The sequence below is a fragment of the Methylomonas sp. MED-D genome (genome assembly GCF_050276835.1).
GTDB classification, from domain to species: domain Bacteria; phylum Pseudomonadota; class Gammaproteobacteria; order Methylococcales; family Methylomonadaceae; genus Methylomonas; species Methylomonas koyamae_A.
On the sequence record NZ_CP189965.1, the window covers coordinates 1,983,646 to 2,001,581 of the forward strand.

At 51.0% G+C, this 17,936-nt stretch carries 18 protein-coding genes; all 18 read left to right on the forward strand.

Going from position 1 to position 17,936, the window contains the following annotated elements; translation table 11 throughout:
- Nucleotides 1–3 precede the first annotated feature (3 nt).
- Nucleotides 4–687 carry a sensor histidine kinase gene (locus ACQE3E_RS08780; RefSeq protein ID WP_313728352.1) on the forward strand — a complete coding sequence of 228 codons (684 nt, stop codon included), beginning with the start codon at nt 4–6 and terminating at the stop codon, nt 685–687.
- A 92-nt stretch (nt 688–779) separates the two neighbouring features.
- Nucleotides 780–1,850 (forward strand): dTDP-glucose 4,6-dehydratase, encoded by a 1,071-nt coding sequence (gene rfbB, locus ACQE3E_RS08785; protein ID WP_064030823.1) that lies wholly within the window; start codon nt 780–782, stop codon nt 1,848–1,850.
- Nucleotides 1,851–1,854: 4 nt separating this feature from the next.
- Nucleotides 1,855–2,751 carry a dTDP-4-dehydrorhamnose reductase gene (gene rfbD, locus ACQE3E_RS08790; RefSeq protein ID WP_427501525.1) on the forward strand — a complete coding sequence of 299 codons (897 nt, stop codon included), beginning with the start codon at nt 1,855–1,857 and terminating at the stop codon, nt 2,749–2,751.
- 2 nt (nt 2,752–2,753) lie between these two features.
- The gene (gene rfbA / locus ACQE3E_RS08795) at nt 2,754–3,638 is read left to right on the forward strand and encodes a glucose-1-phosphate thymidylyltransferase RfbA (RefSeq protein ID WP_071159778.1); all 885 of its coding nucleotides are present in this window, start codon (nt 2,754–2,756) and stop codon (nt 3,636–3,638) included.
- Between the two features lie 36 nt (nt 3,639–3,674).
- Complete coding sequence (locus tag ACQE3E_RS08800) at nt 3,675–3,977, forward strand: nucleotidyltransferase domain-containing protein (protein WP_409521089.1); 303 nt, start codon at nt 3,675–3,677, stop codon at nt 3,975–3,977.
- Nucleotides 3,974–4,333, forward strand: a complete 360-nt coding sequence (locus ACQE3E_RS08805) for a hypothetical protein (protein ID WP_313728351.1) — start codon at nt 3,974–3,976, stop codon at nt 4,331–4,333. The genes ACQE3E_RS08800 and ACQE3E_RS08805 overlap by 4 nt, the downstream gene beginning before the upstream one ends.
- Before the next feature lie 195 nt (nt 4,334–4,528).
- A complete protein-coding gene (gene rfbC, locus ACQE3E_RS08810) occupies nt 4,529–5,080 on the forward strand; it encodes a dTDP-4-dehydrorhamnose 3,5-epimerase (RefSeq protein ID WP_313728348.1) in 552 nt (183 codons plus the stop codon).
- A gap of 273 nt (nt 5,081–5,353) precedes the next feature.
- Complete coding sequence (locus ACQE3E_RS08815) at nt 5,354–6,388, forward strand: N-acetylneuraminate synthase family protein (RefSeq protein WP_064030818.1); 1,035 nt, start codon at nt 5,354–5,356, stop codon at nt 6,386–6,388.
- Between the two features lie 12 nt (nt 6,389–6,400).
- Entirely contained in the window at nt 6,401–6,931 is a 531-nt protein-coding gene (locus ACQE3E_RS08820; RefSeq protein ID WP_064030817.1) for a KdsC family phosphatase, read from the forward strand.
- Nucleotides 6,918–7,730, forward strand: coding sequence for an SDR family oxidoreductase (locus tag ACQE3E_RS08825; protein WP_064030816.1), 813 nt, complete (start codon nt 6,918–6,920; stop codon nt 7,728–7,730). Before ACQE3E_RS08820 ends, ACQE3E_RS08825 begins: the two co-directional genes overlap by 14 nt.
- A gap of 3 nt (nt 7,731–7,733) precedes the next feature.
- Nucleotides 7,734–9,200 (forward strand): aldehyde dehydrogenase family protein, encoded by a 1,467-nt coding sequence (locus ACQE3E_RS08830; RefSeq protein ID WP_313728346.1) that lies wholly within the window; start codon nt 7,734–7,736, stop codon nt 9,198–9,200.
- Nucleotides 9,197–9,961, forward strand: coding sequence for an acylneuraminate cytidylyltransferase family protein (locus tag ACQE3E_RS08835; RefSeq protein WP_313728345.1), 765 nt, complete (start codon nt 9,197–9,199; stop codon nt 9,959–9,961). The genes ACQE3E_RS08830 and ACQE3E_RS08835 overlap by 4 nt, the downstream gene beginning before the upstream one ends.
- Before the next feature lie 15 nt (nt 9,962–9,976).
- Nucleotides 9,977–11,911 (forward strand): transketolase C-terminal domain-containing protein, encoded by a 1,935-nt coding sequence (locus ACQE3E_RS08840; RefSeq protein WP_313728344.1) that lies wholly within the window; start codon nt 9,977–9,979, stop codon nt 11,909–11,911.
- A 12-nt stretch (nt 11,912–11,923) separates the two neighbouring features.
- Nucleotides 11,924–13,504, forward strand: a complete 1,581-nt coding sequence (locus ACQE3E_RS08845; RefSeq protein WP_313728343.1) for an FkbM family methyltransferase — start codon at nt 11,924–11,926, stop codon at nt 13,502–13,504.
- A 95-nt stretch (nt 13,505–13,599) separates the two neighbouring features.
- Complete coding sequence (locus tag ACQE3E_RS08850; protein ID WP_313728342.1) at nt 13,600–14,526, forward strand: NAD-dependent epimerase/dehydratase family protein; 927 nt, start codon at nt 13,600–13,602, stop codon at nt 14,524–14,526.
- A 23-nt stretch (nt 14,527–14,549) separates the two neighbouring features.
- The gene (locus ACQE3E_RS08855) at nt 14,550–15,497 is read left to right on the forward strand and encodes a glycosyltransferase (RefSeq protein ID WP_313728341.1); all 948 of its coding nucleotides are present in this window, start codon (nt 14,550–14,552) and stop codon (nt 15,495–15,497) included.
- A gap of 64 nt (nt 15,498–15,561) precedes the next feature.
- Nucleotides 15,562–17,271: a capsule biosynthesis protein gene (locus ACQE3E_RS08860; protein ID WP_313728339.1), complete on the forward strand. Its 1,710-nt coding sequence runs from the start codon at nt 15,562–15,564 to the stop codon at nt 17,269–17,271.
- A complete protein-coding gene (locus ACQE3E_RS08865; protein ID WP_313728338.1) occupies nt 17,264–17,935 on the forward strand; it encodes an acyltransferase in 672 nt (223 codons plus the stop codon). The genes ACQE3E_RS08860 and ACQE3E_RS08865 overlap by 8 nt, the downstream gene beginning before the upstream one ends.
- Nucleotide 17,936: the final 1 nt, after the last annotated feature.

Genomic DNA, 17,936 nt, shown 5'->3' on the forward strand with positions numbered 1-17,936 from the left:
TCGATGACGGCGCGGGCGGATCAGGCCGGGATGTTTCCGGCGGTGCTGGCGTCCACCGTCCACGATATTAAGAATTCGTTGGGCATTTTGTTGGAACTGACCCGGCAATTGGCCGTGAAGTATCAGGATCGTGCCGAGGACATCAACCAGTTGGAGTTCGAGGCGACCCATATCAATCACACTCTGATGCAGTTGTTGGTACTGTATAAAATCGATGCCGATAAGTTTTGCTTGATGGTCGACGCCTATCCGGTCATCGACATTCTGAACGAGGCCAGAGACCAACAAAGCCGTTTGTCGCGGTTGAAACATGTCGAGGTGGTCATCGAATGTCCGGACGATCTGTTGTGTTTTTGCGATTACCCGCAAGTAAGCAATGCGTTGGCGACGATTTTGAACAACGCGCTGCGTTATACGCGGGAGAAGGTGCTGGTCAGCGCCGTCGAGCAAGACGGCTATTTGCGGTTGGCGATCGAGGATGACGGCAAGGGGTATCCATCCGAGATACTCGACGCCGATCTGAGCGGCAGCGTCGATTTGGATTGGATCGGCGGCAATACCGGTCTGGGCTTGTTTTTTGTGTCGGTGATTGCCGCTTTACATAAAAACGGCGAGCAGAGTGGCTATGTCCGCGTCGATAACCGCAGTCGGCTCGGCGGAGCGCGGTTTTGTTTGTTTTTGCCTTGAGCGTTTAAGCACTGGACAAGTCATGGTAGACCTACGTTAGAATGCGGTTAACCCAATCTTGAACCGGCTTGGCAACTGGCCGACAGCAACTCATGACTTTATTAGTGACCGGCGGCGCCGGATTTATCGGTAGCAATTTCGTTTTGGATTGGTTGGCGCAACACGACGAAGCCGTCGTGAATCTGGACAAGCTGACCTATGCCGGTAACCCGGAAAATTTGGCGACGTTGCAAGGCGACGGCCGGCACGTCTTCGTCAGGGGCGACATCGGCGATTATGGCTTGGTGTTGGATTTGTTGAAGCAGTATCAAATCCGGGCCGTTGTCAATTTCGCCGCCGAATCGCACGTCGATCGTTCGATACACGGTCCGGAAGATTTCATTCAAACCAACGTGCTCGGCAGTTTCCGCCTGCTCGAAGCAATCAGGGCCTACTGGGGCGGGCTGGATGAAGCCGGCAAAAGCGGGTTTCGCTTATTGCACGTGTCCACCGACGAGGTCTACGGATCGCTGGAAAAAATCGATCCGCCGTTTGCCGAGACCAACCAGTATCAACCTAACAGTCCCTATTCGGCTAGCAAGGCCGCCAGCGACCATTTAGTGCGCGCTTATCACCATACCTATGGCCTGCCGGTGCTGACCACCAATTGTTCCAACAATTACGGCCCGTATCATTTTCCGGAAAAGTTGATTCCGCTGTGCATCCAGAATGCGTTGGCCGGCAAGCCTTTGCCGATCTATGGCGACGGCCAGCAAATTCGCGATTGGTTGTACGTCAAGGATCATTGCAGCGCGATTCGCCGAGTGCTGGCAGCCGGCAAGGTTGGCGAGGTGTATAACGTGGGTGGTTGGAACGAAAAGGCCAATCTCGACGTCGTCAACGTGCTGTGCGCGATACTCGACGAACTGCAAGCGCGCGCCGATGGCAAGTCCTATGCCGAGCAAATTACCTACGTCACCGATCGCCCCGGTCACGACCGCCGCTACGCGATCGACGCCGGCAAGCTGGAACGCGAACTGGGCTGGAAGCCGGCCGAATCTTTCGAAACCGGCATCCGCAAGACGGTGGAATGGTATTTGGCGAATCAGGATTGGGTGCAAAACGTCATGTCTGGCGAATACCAATCCTGGCTCGACAAAAACTACGCGGAGCGCCAAGCCTAATAGTATGAAGATTCTACTGTTTGGCAAAAACGGTCAAGTCGGCTGGGAGCTACAGCGTAGCCTGGCACCGCTTGGCGAGCTGGTGGCCTTGGATAGACACAGCCGCGACTACTGCGGCGATTTGGCCGATGCGGCGGGCATCGCCGACACGATTCGCCGGCTCGCTCCGGACGCGATCGTCAACGCCGCTGCCTATACCGCCGTCGATAAAGCCGAGAGCGACGCCGAAACGGCCCAGTCGATTAACGCGTCAGCCCCGCAAGTCATCGCTGAACAGGCCCGTTTATGCGGCGCCTGGCTAGTGCACTACTCGACCGATTACGTCTTCGACGGCAGCGGCGAACGTCCTTGGCTAGAGGACGATGCGGTCAATCCGCTCGGCATCTACGGCCGCAGCAAGTTGGCCGGCGAACAGGCGATTCAAGCGTCCGGCGCCAAACATCTGATATTCCGAACCAGTTGGGTGTACGCCGCGCGCGGTAACAATTTTGCGAAAACCATGTTGCGTTTGGCGCGGGAACGCGAGCAATTGGCGGTGATAGCTGACCAGATCGGCGCGCCGACCGGCGCGGAATTGATCGCCGACGTGACTGCCCATGCGCTAAGAGCTACCGTCTGCAAACCCGATGTCTCCGGGGTTTATCATTTGGCCAGTGCTGGTGCCACTAGTTGGCATGCCTATGCCCAACACGTGTTTAGCGTTGCCCGCCAACACGGCGAAATCCTGAAAGCCGCCGAAGCCGACGTCAAGGCGATTGCGACTAGCGAATATCCAACGGCGGCCCAACGTCCGCTCAACTCGCGTTTGGACACCCAAAAACTGCAAACCACGTTCAATCTCCAAATGCCCGACTGGCAAATGGGTGTGGAGCGGATGTTGGCGGAAATTTTAGGAAATTAGTCATGGCAAATCGCAAAGGCATTATTCTCGCCGGCGGCTCAGGTACGCGGCTGTATCCGGTCACCAAGGCCGTCTCGAAACAGTTGTTGCCGATTTACGATAAGCCGATGATTTACTACCCGCTCAGTACGCTGATGCTGGCCGGCATACGCGATATTCTGGTGATTTCCACGCCCCAGGACACGCCGCTGTTTCGGCAATTGCTGGGCGACGGCAGCGATTGGGGTATCAACCTGCAATACGCGGTGCAACCCAGTCCGGATGGCTTGGCGCAAGCCTTCATTATCGGTCGAGAATTCATCGGGACCAGTCCGAGTGCATTGGTGTTGGGCGACAATATTTTTTACGGTCACGATTTGCACGTTCAGCTAAGAGGCGCCACGGAACAGGCTAACGGAGCCACGGTGTTCGCCTACCACGTCAACGATCCGGAACGCTACGGCGTCGTTGCCTTCGATGCCGCCGGCAAGGCCACATCGTTGGAAGAAAAGCCGATCAAGCCGCAAAGTAATTACGCCGTTACCGGTCTGTATTTCTACGACAATCGGGTTGTCGATATCGCCGCGGAATTAAAGCCGTCGCCGCGCGGCGAATTGGAAATCACCGACGTTAATAAAATCTATTTGGCCGAGCAGCAGTTGAGCGTCGAAATCATGGGACGGGGTTACGCTTGGCTGGATACCGGTACCCATGCCAGCCTTATTGAAGCCAGCAATTTCATCGAGACTATAGAATCCCGGCAAGGCCTGAAAATCTCCTGCCCCGAGGAAATCGCTTGGCGCAATGGTTGGATTGGCGATGAAAAAATCGAAGAACTGGCGAAGCCACTTGCAAAAAACGGCTATGGAAAATACCTGCTTGGATTGCTCGATAAGCAGGTGTTTTAACAAACGGGTTGATATTCGAAAATAAAATGCTAGGCCATGAGTTTGAACGAGCAGCAGAAATATTTGATCTTGCGAACTATTTGGCAAATTGCCGGAGAGGACACAGACGTTTATTTGTTCGGTTCCAGGCCTGATGATAGGGCAAAAGGCGGCGATATAGACCTGTTCTTGGAGTCCAATTTGTTGCCGTCTTCGCTTCGGCGTGCGCAAATAAAAATGCAGTTGGAGCACGCATTGGGATTGCCCGTCGATCTGGTTTGCAAATCCAGGGACGCCGAAGCCAAACCATTTGAAGTGATAGCTAAATCCAAATCGGTAAAATTGGAAGCTCGGCAATGAGCCAAGCCGCACTGTTAGCAGAGCAACAACGTCTGGCTGATTTATTGGAGGCCATACAGCGCTGTGCGTATTTTCTGAATGCCTCCAGCCGGAAAATTGATTGGCCACTACTTGCAGATACGTTGCGATCGGAGAAAAAGAATGTGGAATTGTTTGAAACTCTGGCGGCAATCAATGAGCGGTTTGCCAAGCTACAGGATACGCTGGCTGCTGCCATGCGCCATGCTAGTTTGCTATCGGGAGAATCGAGCGACTTTTTTCTTAAGGTATTGGGTTTTTATGAAAAAAATAGATGTGCTCGAATCGGTGGAAGTTTGGCATTTGTGTCGCGCCGCACGCAATTTGGCGGCTCATGATTACGAAATCGATTACGCGGAAACTGCCGGACATTTTAGTGCGTTACATGAGCTAGCCCCTGTTCTTTATCAGGTTGCCGGGCGCTTTATGGAATATTTTCGACAAGCGCTTTCAATTCACCCCAGTGGCAATGACTTTACCGATGACTTTAAGAGCATTGCCGGCATTTAATTTATTTTATTAACAGAAAACTCATGGAAGCTAATCGATTAGAAATATCCGATGTGATTTTATTTTCGCCCAAGGTGTTTGGCGATGAGCGAGGTTTTTTTTTCGAAAGCTTCAATGAACGGTTATTTGAGGTGTTGACCGGTTTGAATCCCCGCTTCGTTCAAGACAACCATTCCAAGTCCCAAAAAGGCGTACTCCGAGGCTTGCATTATCAATTGCCGCCAAATGCGCAAGGCAAATTAGTTCGAGTGATCCAGGGTGAGGTTTTTGACGTCGCGGTCGATATTCGTAAAAGCTCTCCGACTTTCGGGCAATGGGTTGGCGAGATACTGTCGGAGGAAAATAAACGGCAAATGTGGATACCGGCCGGTTTTGCTCACGGGTTTTTGACGCTGTCCGAGTCGGCGGAGTTTTTATATAAAACGACGGATTACTATGCGCCGGCGGCGGAGCGGGCCATTATTTGGAACGATCCCGAGATCGGCATTGAGTGGCCTCTAGGCGGTCAGTTGCCGATTTTGTCGGGCAAGGATCAGCAGGCAGGCGCTTTGGGTCTGGCTGAGATTTTTTCGTGAGTTCAATCTTTATCACTGCGAAAGTCAACGGATGCAGTCCCAATCAGGTATCGGAACACTGTCAATCGCATGAATCATGCTAACAACTTCGATTTGCCGGGGCGATGTGGCGTCTTTATGATCGTTAATCGCGAACGTTCGGTGTGAAACATCCGGCATTCGTTAGGTTCTTCAAGTAATAACGCGCCACACCGATCGATCGCCAAATGCAGTTTTCGGATTGCCCAAAAGTACAGTCGGATGGTATCATCCGCCGACTGATCTGGAGGGCTAATGTTTGGAAAAGAGAAGCTGGGCGATAAGGCGTTTATCATTGCTGAAGTCGGTCAAAATCATCAAGGCGACTTGGAAGTTGCCAGGGAATACATCAGGGTTTTTGCGTCAGCCGGTGCCGACGCCATCAAGTTTCAAACTCGTAACAATCGATATTTATTTTCTCAAGACGCTTACGAAGCATCCTACGATAGCGAAAACGCATTTGCCGACACCTACGGCGAACATCGCGAAAAGCTGGAATTAAAACCGGAGTGGCTGTCGATCCTGAAACAGGATTGCGCGGAACATGGCGTTAAGTTCATGTCGACCCCGTTTGACGAGCCGAGCCTCGAATTGTTGGAAGACATTGGCGTCGATTTGATGAAAGTCGCGTCGTTTGACTTGGGCAATTTGCCGTTCATCAAACGTATTGCTCAAAAAGGCAAACCGGTCGTGATCAGTATCGGCGGAGGCAAAATCGATCAAATTCGCGCCAGCGTCAATTTGCTGTTGGAACACAACAGTCAAGTCGCGGTGTTGCATTGCGTTTCCGAATATCCTTGCGAATACGATCGCTTGGGGTTGGAAAACATCGAACTGTTGATTAAGGAATTTCCACAATGCGCGATTGGCTTGTCCGATCACTTTAACGGCACCTTGTCCGGTCCCATTGCATACATGAAGGGCAGCAGAGTGTTCGAAAAACACGTCACGCTGAATCGTGCCTGGCGAGGCACCGACCATAGTTTCGCGCTGGAGCACGAGGGTTTTCGTAAGTTCGTACGAGATATCCACCGGGTACCGGCGATGATGCCGCGCAAGGCTGAGGAGTCGCTGGGTCAGGAACGGGTGTTTAAAAAGCTAGGTAAGTCCTTGGTCGCCTACCGGGATATCAAGGCCGGCGAGGCCATCGATCTGGAAGCCCTGTCCGGGCGGATTTTTCGGACTCAATACATTCCGGTGCGGGAAGCCAATCGGGTCATCGGTTGCGTGGCCAAGCGGGATATCGCAAAGGGAGAGGCCTTACAGTATTCCGATATCGACGCGGCTTAAAGAGGGTGACGATTGAATATTAGTCGACAACTGTTGAGCGCTGTCGAACTCGTCGTATTCGATTTCGACGGCGTGTTTACCGACAACACGGTTTTCGTCGATCAAGAGGGTAAGGAATCGGTCCGTTGCTGGCGTAGCGATGGGCTGGGCCTTTCCCGCTTGCGCGACAGTGGCGTCAAAACCTTCATTATTTCCACCGAGGCCAATCCGGTGGTGTCCGCGAGAGCGAAGAAGCTGAAAATCGATTGTCTGCAAGCGATCGAAGACAAGGCGGCGGCAATTCTTTCCACGTGCCGAAACCTGGGTGTCGATCCGGCGCAGACCCTGTTTGTCGGTAACGATATTAACGACATCCCCGCATTCAAAGTGGTCGGTTTACCGGTAGCGGTGGCCGATGCCTACCCTGACGTCTTGCCTTACGTCATTGCCAGTACCGCCAAACCCGGTGGTTTCGGCGCGGTTAGGGAAATCTGCGATGCCATTGTCCAAGCCAAGCAGGCCGAGTCCAAGGCTGAGGAGGATATGATTCATGTCAGCCGATAATTTGTTCGACGTCAGCCGGGAACTGGTATTGATTACCGGCGTATCCGGCCAACTCGGCTCGGAATACGCGCGGGCCTTCTTGGAACGGGGTGCCCGCGTGGTTGGTTTGGATGCCAGGACTTCGCCGGCCAGCGAGGCTTTGCTGGCCGAATTCCCAGAACATTTTGGATTTTACCCGGTGGACGTCACTGCCAAGGCCACTCTGGAACAAGCGGCCAGCGAGATTGCCGAGCGCTTTGGGGTTGCTAGCGTATTAATCAATAACGCCGCGATCGATTCGCCACCGTCGGCGCCACCGGAAGAAAACGGCCCGTTCGAAGACTACCCGGAAGCTTCCTGGGACAAGGTGATCGACGTCAATTTGAAAGGCGTCTATCTGTGCTGTCAAGTGTTTGGAGCTTTGATGGCGAAGGCCGGTCGTGGCTCCATCATCAATGTCAGCTCAATTTACGGCGTGGTGTCGCCGGATCAAAGTCTGTACGAATACCGTCGCCAACGCGGCGAGGTGTTTTTCAAACCGGTAGCCTATTCGGCGTCAAAGTCCGGCATTTTAAACCTGACCCGCTATTTGGCGGCTTATTGGGGCAAAGCGGGCGTCAGGGTCAATTCGTTGACGATAGCCGGCGTCTTCAACCAGCAGGAGCAGGCATTTTTGGACGCTTATTGCGGGCGGATTCCGGTCGGACGCATGGCTGACAAGCAGGAGTACAACGGTGCGGTGCTGTTTCTTGCCAGTCCCGCATCGCAATATATGACCGGATCTAACTTAGTGGTGGACGGCGGCTGGACCGCAATTTAAAGCATGAGCGAATCAGTCACGGACATCTTAAATTGGATAGCGGGACGCCCCGTTGTCGCGCAATCCCAGGCTTGGCTGGATAAGTTTAATCCGCATAACGGTCGTTTGTTGTATCGAGTATCGAGTTCCAGCGCTGCCGACGTCGACCATGCGGTGGTCGCCGCGAAGTCCGCTCTTGCCGAATGGTCGGGCCTGACACCGGTGCGGCGCGGCCAAGTCCTGACCGACATCGTAGCGTTGATGAAGCAACGCGCCAACGAACTGGCCGACTGCATCGCGGTCGAGACCGGCAAGCCGCCGCAAGACGCCAAGGGCGAGGTAGGCGGCGCTATCATGCAAGGCGAATTCTTTGCCGGCGAGGGCATGCGTTTGTATGCCCGCTCGTTGACTTCCGGCATGCCGGGCAAATACAGTCACACCGTGCGTCAGCCGCGCGGATGCGCGGGTTTGATCGTGCCGGCGAATACGCCGATCGCCAACATCGCCTGGAAAACCTTTCCGGCACTGATTTGCGGCAACAGTGTGGTGTTAAAAGCCGCCGAAGATTCGCCGCGTATTGCTTTACTGTTTGCCGAATTGACTAAAGAAGCCGGATTGCCGGACGGCGTATTCAACGTGATTCAAGGTCTGGGCCAGCCGGCCGGCGCGGCCTTGGTAGAGCATACTGGCGTGGACGTAATCAGTTTTACCGGTTCTACTGCGGTGGGGCGTTGGATAGCCGCGACCGCCGGTCAGCGGCTGGCGCGGGTTTCGCTGGAATTGGGCGGCAAAAATCCGTTTGTGGTTTGCGACGATGCCGACCTGGATCAAGCCGTGCATTGGGCGGCATTGTCGGCGTTCAGCAACGCCGGCCAACGTTGCGCCGCCGGCAGCCGCATCATCGTGTTTCGTTCGGTTTACTCGGCCTTCGTCGAAAAACTGGTCGCCAAGGCCGAATCCCTGAAGTTGGGCGTCGAAGCGGGTTGCGATTTGGGCCCGCTGATCAATACCCGCCAGCACGCGGCGGCCCTCGCGGCGATTTCCGAAGCTGCCAACGGCGGAGCCAATGTTTTATGCGGTGGCGCAGCGCCGGATTCAGTGGCGCTGGCGGGCGGCTATTACGTCAAGCCCACCCTGATCGAAGGCGTGGACCCCAACGGCGGCTTAAGTTGCCAAGAGATTTTCGCGCCGGTCGCGACTCTATATTCGGTCGATAGCTTGCAGGAAGCCTTGGCCTTAGCGAACGCCGGTGAATATGGTTTGACTGCGGCGATCCACACCGGGAGCGTCGATCGGGCAATGTGGTTTGCCCAACGAGTCAGGGCCGGGGTGGTGAACATCAATATCGGGACTTACGGTAGCGAGCCGCACATGCCGTTCGGCGGTTTCGGCGCATCCGGCAACGGCACGCGGGAGCCGGGCGTCGAGGCATTGGACGTGTATTCCGAGTTGAAGAATATTTCCTTTTTGGTTCGGAACGATCAGGTATGAACGTCTCCAAACCGCGCGTAGTGGCGTTCATTCCGGCCCGGTCCGGTTCCAAGCGGGTGCCGAACAAAAACGTGCTGGAATTGGCCGGTCATCCGATGTTGGCATATTCGGTACGCGCCGCTATAGACAGCGGTGTATTCGACGCGGTGATTTGCGCGACTGACAGCGAGCAGTATGCCGCGGTCGCCCGACATTATGGCGCCGAAGTGCCTTTCTTGCGGGATGCCGCAATTTCCGGCGATAAGTCGCCTGATATCGAATGGGTGGTTTGGATGCTGGAGCAACTAAATCAGCAAGGCCGAACATTCGATGCGTTCAGCATTCTGCGTCCGACCAGTCCGTTTCGTTTGCCGACTACCATTCGCAGCGCTTGGGAGACTTTTGTCGCCGATCCTCGTGCCGACTCGTTGCGCGCCATCGAAAAATGCAAGCAGCATCCAGGCAAAATGTGGGTGGTGCGCGGACAACGGATGTTGCCGCTGATGCCGTTCAGCAACGGCGACACGCCTTGGCACAGCAGCCAATACGCGGCATTGCCCGAGGTCTACGCGCAGGATGCCAGTCTGGAATTGGCCTGGACCCGCGTGCCGCTGGAACAACACAGTATCGCCGGCGAGGCGATCATTCCGTTTATCAGTCAAGGTCTGGAAGGCTATGACATCAACGAACCCGAAGATTGGTGGCTGGCAGAACGTTTGTTGGCGAACGGTCAAGCCACCCTACCGATGATCGACATAGCGCCGTACTCGGCCGACGCATAACAATTTGGAGTTTAGATGGGCGATTTAGCCGGACAAGCCGTAGACGGCACCCTGTATTATTTGGATTACCCGCAGTTCGAGCGTATACGCCGCACGGAATTGCCGGCAACCGAGCGCGTGGCGCTACTCGCCGACATGTGTCGGTTGAATACGCTGTACATGATCGCTCGCGCCGGTTCCGGCCATATCGGTAGCAGTTTCAGTAGCATGGAGATATTCAGCTGGTTGCTATTGGAAGAATTGGATATCGCCGACAACGTGAAAGCGGCGGGCGATTTGTTTTTCAGTTCCAAGGGTCACGATGCGCCGGGCTATTACTCAGTGCTGATGGCCTTAGGTAAACTGCCGTTCGAATTAATCCACAAATTGCGGCGCATTGACGGTTTGCCTGGCCATCCGGACGTCGGCACGCCTGGCATGATCACCAACACCGGCTCGCTGGGCATGGGCATTTCCAAGGCCAAGGGCATGGTGCAAGCCAACCGCTTACTGAAGCAAGAAGGTCGCGTCATGGTGTTGACCGGCGATGGCGAGTTGCAGGAAGGCCAGTTTTGGGAGTCGTTGGCCTCGGCGGTCAATCACGGCTTACACGAGATTACCGCGATCATTGATCACAACAAATTGCAGTCGGATACCTTTGTCAAAAATGTCTCGGACTTGGGCGATTTGGAAGCCAAGCTGAACGCCTTTGGCTGGCGAGTGGCGAGGTGCGACGGCAATGATGTCGGGGCGCTGGCGGCGACCCTGGCCGAGGTTCGCGACGACGCCAGGCCGAAAGTGATCATCGCCGACACGGTAAAAGGCAAGGGTGTGTCCTTCATGGAGCACACCTCGCTGGATTCCGACGTGGCGATGTACCGTTTTCACAGCGGAGCGCCGGACGGCCCGTCTTACCGCCGCGCCGCGCAGGAGTTGATGGATCGATTGAAGCTCCGCGTCGCCGAATTGGGGCTGGAACCGCTAGAGTTCGAAGCCATCGAGCGAGAGCCTACCGCGCCGCCGCCGGACACCGCTCAACGTTTGATTCCGGCTTATTCGCGTGCGCTGCTGGAACAAGCCGCCAAACATCCCAATCTAGTCGCGCTGGACGCGGACTTGGTGTTGGACACCGGCCTGATCCCGTTTCGCGACCAATATCCAGAGCGTTTCTTCGAATGCGGCATCGCCGAGCAGGATATGGTGTCGATGGCCGGCGGCATGGCGCTGAAAGGCTTGTTGCCCATCGTGCATTCGTTCGCTTGCTTCCTATCGGCCCGTCCCAACGAGCAGATCTACAACAACGCCACCGAGCATACCAAGGTCATTTACGTCGGTTCGCTGGCCGGCGTGGTACCCGGCGGTCCCGGCCATTCGCACCAAGCGGTGCGCGACATTTCCGCGCTGGCGGCGATCCCCGACCTGACCATCGTCGAACCGAGTTGCGAAGCCGAAGTCGGGCCGTTATTGGATTGGTGCATCAACGAGGCGCCGGGTAGTTGTTATATCCGCTTGGTGTCGTTGCCGTGGGAAATTCCGTATCGATTGCCGGATGCTTACCTGCCGAAATGCGGAATTGGAGTTGTAGTGACTGAAGGCGACGACGTTGCCCTGGTTGGTTCGGGTCCGGTTGTACTGAGCGCCGCCGTGCGAGCCGCTCTGATTTCAGCCGAACGCCAAGGTATCGGTATAAAAGTGATTAATCTGCCTTGGTTGAATCAGGTGGATAGCGACTGGTTACGGACGGCAGTCGGAACGTGTGAGAAAGTTTACTGCCTCGATAACCATTACGAAATCGGTGGGCAAGGGGATGCCATTTTCAGAGCGGCGATGCAGTGGGAGCAATATAGAGGTTCGATCGTCTCGATGGGATTGAAAAACGTACCTCCCTCGGGCGCGAATGCAGAGGTGTTAGCGGCATTGGGAATTCAAATCGACCGACTAGTGGAAATCATAACTGGCGTTCCGGTTTAGCAAAAAACAACGATGGTTTTCTCCGACAAATTTACCGAATCAATTTCGGAGTCACAACTTCGGGCGCTTTATGCGCTTTTACCAGACGTGTTGCGTGAAAATATCTACGCATCCATGTTCTCCAAGCATTTGCAGCGGTGGCGAGAAACTTTGCATCCGCACGGAAAGGTTGATGTCAGGGAATTAGACGGATTTGACGCGATGACTATCCGAGTAAATTTGGGCGATCGCTTAGGTTGCGACATTTACTACGGGTTTGTACAGGAAATTTGGGATTACAGCTTGTTTATGGCGATCCTGAATCCGGAAGATATTGTCGTCGATATCGGCGCCAATTTCGGAATGTATACACTTGGGGCCGCAAAACGACTAGGCGATGCCGGTCGAGTCTATGCGTTCGAACCCGACGAGCGGTCCATGTCCTTGTTGAAGGAAAACCTCCAATTGAATGCGCTCGAGGAGCGTGTAACTCGGATCGGCGCATGTGTTGGTAGTTATGATGGTGAAGTTAAGTTTTATGCGGCCGCCAATCCGTCGTTTAGCGGCATATTCGACACAAACCGATCCGAAACAGCCGAGATTCTGAATTTGCCGATTCGCAGGCTCGATTCTGTGATGCGCGAGCATGGCGTCGATCGGATAGACAAAGTTAAAATCGATGTAGAAGGGGCTGAATATGAGGTTTTGGATGGCGCTTCGGAAACTCTCGCACATTCCGACGCCATCATCATGTTGGAAATTTCCAACAAAAACCTCGACGACCAGCGGACAACAAGATTGTCTGAAATGCTCAAGGCTATGAACGACAATGGTTACGGGGCGGTTCACATCAACCAGGACAATGTGCTTGCCCAACTAATTTTCGATGAGTCGTTAAGTCAAGTTGTGAGACGGACTCTCGATGGACAAACCAGAAATTATTTTCTGCTAAAACGCGACACAATTCAGATGGAGATTATTCGACAGGCGTTTAAGCAATTAAATACAGAAAGCATGTCGTCTTTACGAAATGGTGGCTTCCGTTTTGATTCTTCGAATAAGCATGTCGTTGCTCGTTCCGAGCTATTGGTTAGGGACGGAAACGAACTGGATGACATTAATGCCGCGCTTTGGGCTGAGAGAATAGACAAACATATTGCTCTTGATTTCAATCGTAAAATTATTAGTCGCAATCGAGCGCTCCAGACAAAACTCGACGAACTGAATAAGGAGATGAAGCTTCGATTGCAAGAATTAGCTAACTTGAGCAGCAGACTCGCCCAAGTTAATGGCGAATTGGAACTTCAAGAAATTAAGGTTGACGCGGTTACAGGCAAACGGACGGAAATTAGTAAACAATCAGAGGAGCAGATTGAAGATACTAGTTTAATACGTGCCAAATTTTCTGAAGCGACTGAAGCTTTAATTGCGAAACAAGCCGAAAACGCGAACTTTAAAATTAAGCTTACAGAAACCAGCCGCAAATTAAAAGACCAAAAAGCTAGCAACGTCACTTTGAAAGAAAAACTCGCGAAAACCACGGATAAGTTAGCTTCGTGCCAGGCGGAGAAAAAGGCGTTGAAAGAGAAACTTGACGAAACTAGTTTCAAATAGGTTTGAATTAAATTCGAAGAATCGACTGTAAAGAATGAGGTTGTTTGGATTGATACTTATAATAAAAAAGCAAATGATCAAAAAAGGTGTTTTCGGTGACTAGACATATCATTATTACCGGTGCAAGCGGATTTTTGGGGCGTTATGTCGCACGTCATTTTGCTAATCAAGGTTGGTTGGTGTCTGGCATTGGGCATGCCGCAGAAAACTTTACGCCTTCAATATGGGGTATCTCTCACTGGGTTGAACGAGATATCAACTCGGATTCATTGTCGGTTTTAATTGAACATGTAGGAAAACCGGGGGTGTTAGTTCATTGCGCCGGTACTGGTTCTGTCGGTAAGTCCTGGGAAACGCCGTTAAAAGAGTTTGAAAGGACGGTGCTTACCACGGCAACGGTGATCGACGCTTTGAGGCGGTTGGCACCAAATGCATTACTGGTATATCCATCAAGTGCTGCCGTTTATGGTGAATCTGAAGATGATACTTTGGCGGAAGATAGTTTATTGCATCCGATGTCGCCTTATGGGCTCCATAAGTTGGCGGCGGAGGATTTATGTTTAGGTGCTCATCGAATATTTGGAATAAACGTTGCTATCATACGTTTTTTCTCCATCTATGGTCCCACTCTACGTAAGCAATTGCTTTGGGATATAACTCGAAAATTAGGGTCAGGGAACAGCGTGTTAAAGCTTGATGGGACCGGGGACGAGTGCAGAGATTTTATATATGCTGACGATGCTGCACGATTGGTAGGACATATTGCAGATATGAGTCCGCGTGAGCCGTTGGTAGTGAATGGGGCGACCGGAGCACCCACGACAGTGGCTTTGGTAGCTAAAGCGATCGTTGAGGAAATGGGTAAAAATGACTCAGTAAGAGTCGAATTTTCCGGTATTTCCAGAGCGGGAGATCCGTCACGATTAGTTGGTGATATACGCAAGTTGGAATTGATTGGTTTCAATTCGAAGGTGAATGTTGAAGAAGGTATTAAGCATTTTATAAGCGCTCTAAACCATTAAATTTGTAATAAATATATATCTCAATGAATTCTTTAGGTCCAAAATTATCTATTGTCGTTGGAACGTACAATCGAATCGATCAAATAAAACGTTGCGTTGAAAGTATACAAAGGGAAACTACAACGCCATATAAGTTATATATTACCGATGCTGGATCTACCGACGGTACAGTTGAATATTTAGAGTCAGTTCGTTCCGAAACGAATATACCGTTGTTGATAGGTAAATTGCTAGGGCAGGCTAAAGCTTACAACGATGTATTTTCGAAAATCGATACGCCTTACGTTTGCTGGTTAAGTGATGATAATGTTGTAGTAAATCGAGGCTTAGATATTGCCTTAAAAATATTAGAGAATAACAAGGAAATCGGGATGGTTGGCTTAAAAACCAAGGATGTGCAGGGTCCATTCGTCGATGCGCCTTACATCGGTGGGATTTCCGACATAGGGGTATTAAACATCAATCAAGGCATGTTAACGACTGATGTATTGAAAGCAGTTGGTGGATTTAGCGAGGCGTTTCGAGATTATGGGATCGATCCCGACTTAACTGCAAAGGTATTGTTTTCGGGCTTTGATCTGGTATATACAAAGGCGGTTAGTCTCCATCATTTCAGAAATTGGAATACGGATAAGTCTAGTAGTGAATACTCAGCAATAAGGGAAAAAAATGAGCGCGCACGTAGACTTTATTTGGAAAAGTATCGCCAATTTCAATTTCGATCTTCTGGAAGTCAGGTTAAACAGAATGTAAAAAGTATTTTTAAATCGCGTATTTCAAATTTAAAAGGTGGCAATGGTCGAAGCGTAAAGAACTCTCCAATCACTCGAGATTTTATGAATATTCTTGGCGGGCGTTTCATTAGTGTTCTTGATCCACTTTTAAGCATGGGTAAAACTTATCATCTTAGGCAGCATTGCCCAATTCAATTATTGCCTAATCAGTTGCCCGTCGATCCTGATATGCAATAGATTTTGAGTTTTAAGGACGTTAGCTGAATAATTGTAAAGAAATGAATTAAACGAGTTTTGTTGCATGAAGAAGAGCGTTAAATCTATTGTAAAAAGAATATTGGGAAATAGCCCCGGCAGTAGCTTGGGGGCTGCTGTTCATAAAAACTTTCCAAACTGGCACGAGTTATTGAACGGTAAAACCATTCAGTCTAAGGAGCGTTTGTTTGATTCAGCCAAAAAGAGAGTGCTGATCGCGACGAGCATAGGTGGAGATTCGCCATCCACCACGGTAGAGAGTTTATTAGCCGTGGCGTTATCGGTTCGTGGTGCGGTCCCGGAAGTGCTTTTATGTGACACGGCATTACCAGCTTGTTTGAGAGGAAACGTCAATAACTACCCCAATCTGAATGAATTTGTAGAGTATGGACCCAAGGACAAGTACTGCAACGGATGCTTCGAAAATAGTCAAAACTCATTTTCATCGGCAGGTATAAAGGTTCTTAGATATAGCGATTTCATTACTGATGATGATAAGGGTTACGCTCGCTCTGTTAGTAAACAGACTTCATTCGTGGAGATACAAGATTTTCGCTACAACGATATGGCGATTGGAGAGCATGCGTTAGCGGGAGCGCTTCGATTCTTCGCTAGAGGTACATTGGAAGGCGAGCCTACTGCTGAACCCGTTTTGCGGCGATTTCTCGAGGCTGCGGTACTTGCCGCCTTCGCGGTCACTCGATTATTAGAAGCGCGGATTTACGATGTCGCTGTATTCAGTCACGGGATTTATATTCCTCTGGGTATCGTAGGAGAAGTCGCTAGAAGCAAGGGAGTACGAGTCGTTAATTGGGTAACCGCGTATCGAAAGCAGCGGTTTATATTCAGTCATGGCGATACATATCACCACACGATGATTACCGAGCCAGTAGCTGATTGGGAAAAAATTCAGTGGAGTGAACAGCTGGATAAACAAACAATTAGTTATTTAGAGAGTAGAGCGCATGGAACTCGGGATTGGATATGGTTCCATGAGAAGCCAGAAGAGGAAATGGCGAAAATTGCGTCTGAGTTAGGCCTAGATAAAAACAAGCCTATTATTGGGTTGCTGACTAACGTGGTCTGGGATGCTCAACTGCATTTTAAGGCAAATGCCTTTGAGAATATGCTCGAATGGATAATGGCAAGTATCGAATATTTTTCCGAGCGTTCCGATATTCAATTAGTTATAAGAGTACATCCCGCTGAAATTAGAGGCACGGTCAAATCGCGACAAAAAGTCGTGGATGAAATCAATAAGCGCTTTGATCGCCTACCGGCTAACCTTTATATTATCGGTCCTGAAAGCCCAATCAGCACTTATGCTGTAATGGATGTTTGCGATTCGGTCATAATTTATGGAACCAAAACAGGTGTCGAACTAGCAGCAAGAGGAATACCGGTAATTGTTGGGGGGGAAGCCTGGGTTAGAGGTAAAGGAATAACCATGGATGCTAATTCCAAGAGCGAGTATTATGAAATATTGGATCGCCTCCCAATTAGGCAACGAATGGATATGGTCGCGACCGAACGTGCCCGAAAATATGCATATCACTTTTTTTTCCGAAGGATGATACCTTTGCCGATGTTAATGCCAAACGAAGGCTTTCCACCGTTTAAAATCAGTCTTACTGATGGTTTTGACGATCTGAAACCAGGCCGTAGTTTGGGTTTAGATGTGGTTTGCCAAGGAATTCTCGAAGGAGTGCCTTTTATTTATCCAGAAGAGGAAGGACGTGAAGAGTATATTGAATAAAATTGCACGAAGATTGGTTATAAATGCTAGGCCGGAAATTATAGGCACTCCAGTTAATATCAGCGGTGCTGGCAGCTTTAACGGCAAGATTGCCAAGAAACATTCATCGGTGAAATGTGGAAACTCCATTCTAGACAAAGCTTTTGGTATCGAGTTTAGAGTTGACAGGTCCGACGTCTGTGTCGAGATCGGTGACGATTGCATACTCAAAAGCAAAATAATTTTTGAAACTAATACCGGATATGTGAGTATCGGAAATGGTTGCTATCTTGGCAGCGTAAAATTCATCTCTGCTGAATCGATTACAGTTGGTAATTGGGTCACCATGGCATGGGGGATTACGATTTATGATCACAACTCCCATTCTTTAGACTACAGAGAACGAATAAACGATCAAAAGCAACAATTAGCCGATTGGGGCACCGGGAATTTTATAAAAAATAAAAATTGGACCGTTGTTGATAAGAAAGCAGTTTCAATTGGCGATTACGTTTGGATCGGTTTTGACGCCGTGGTTTTAAAAGGCGTGACTATTGGTGAAGGTGCTGTAGTGGCGGCCCGAGCAGTAGTTACGAAAGATGTGGAGCCGTGGACGGTTGTTGCAGGCAACCCCGCTCGTGTCGTTAAGCGATTGACTCCCGCTGACCTAAATAGAGAAGTGTGAA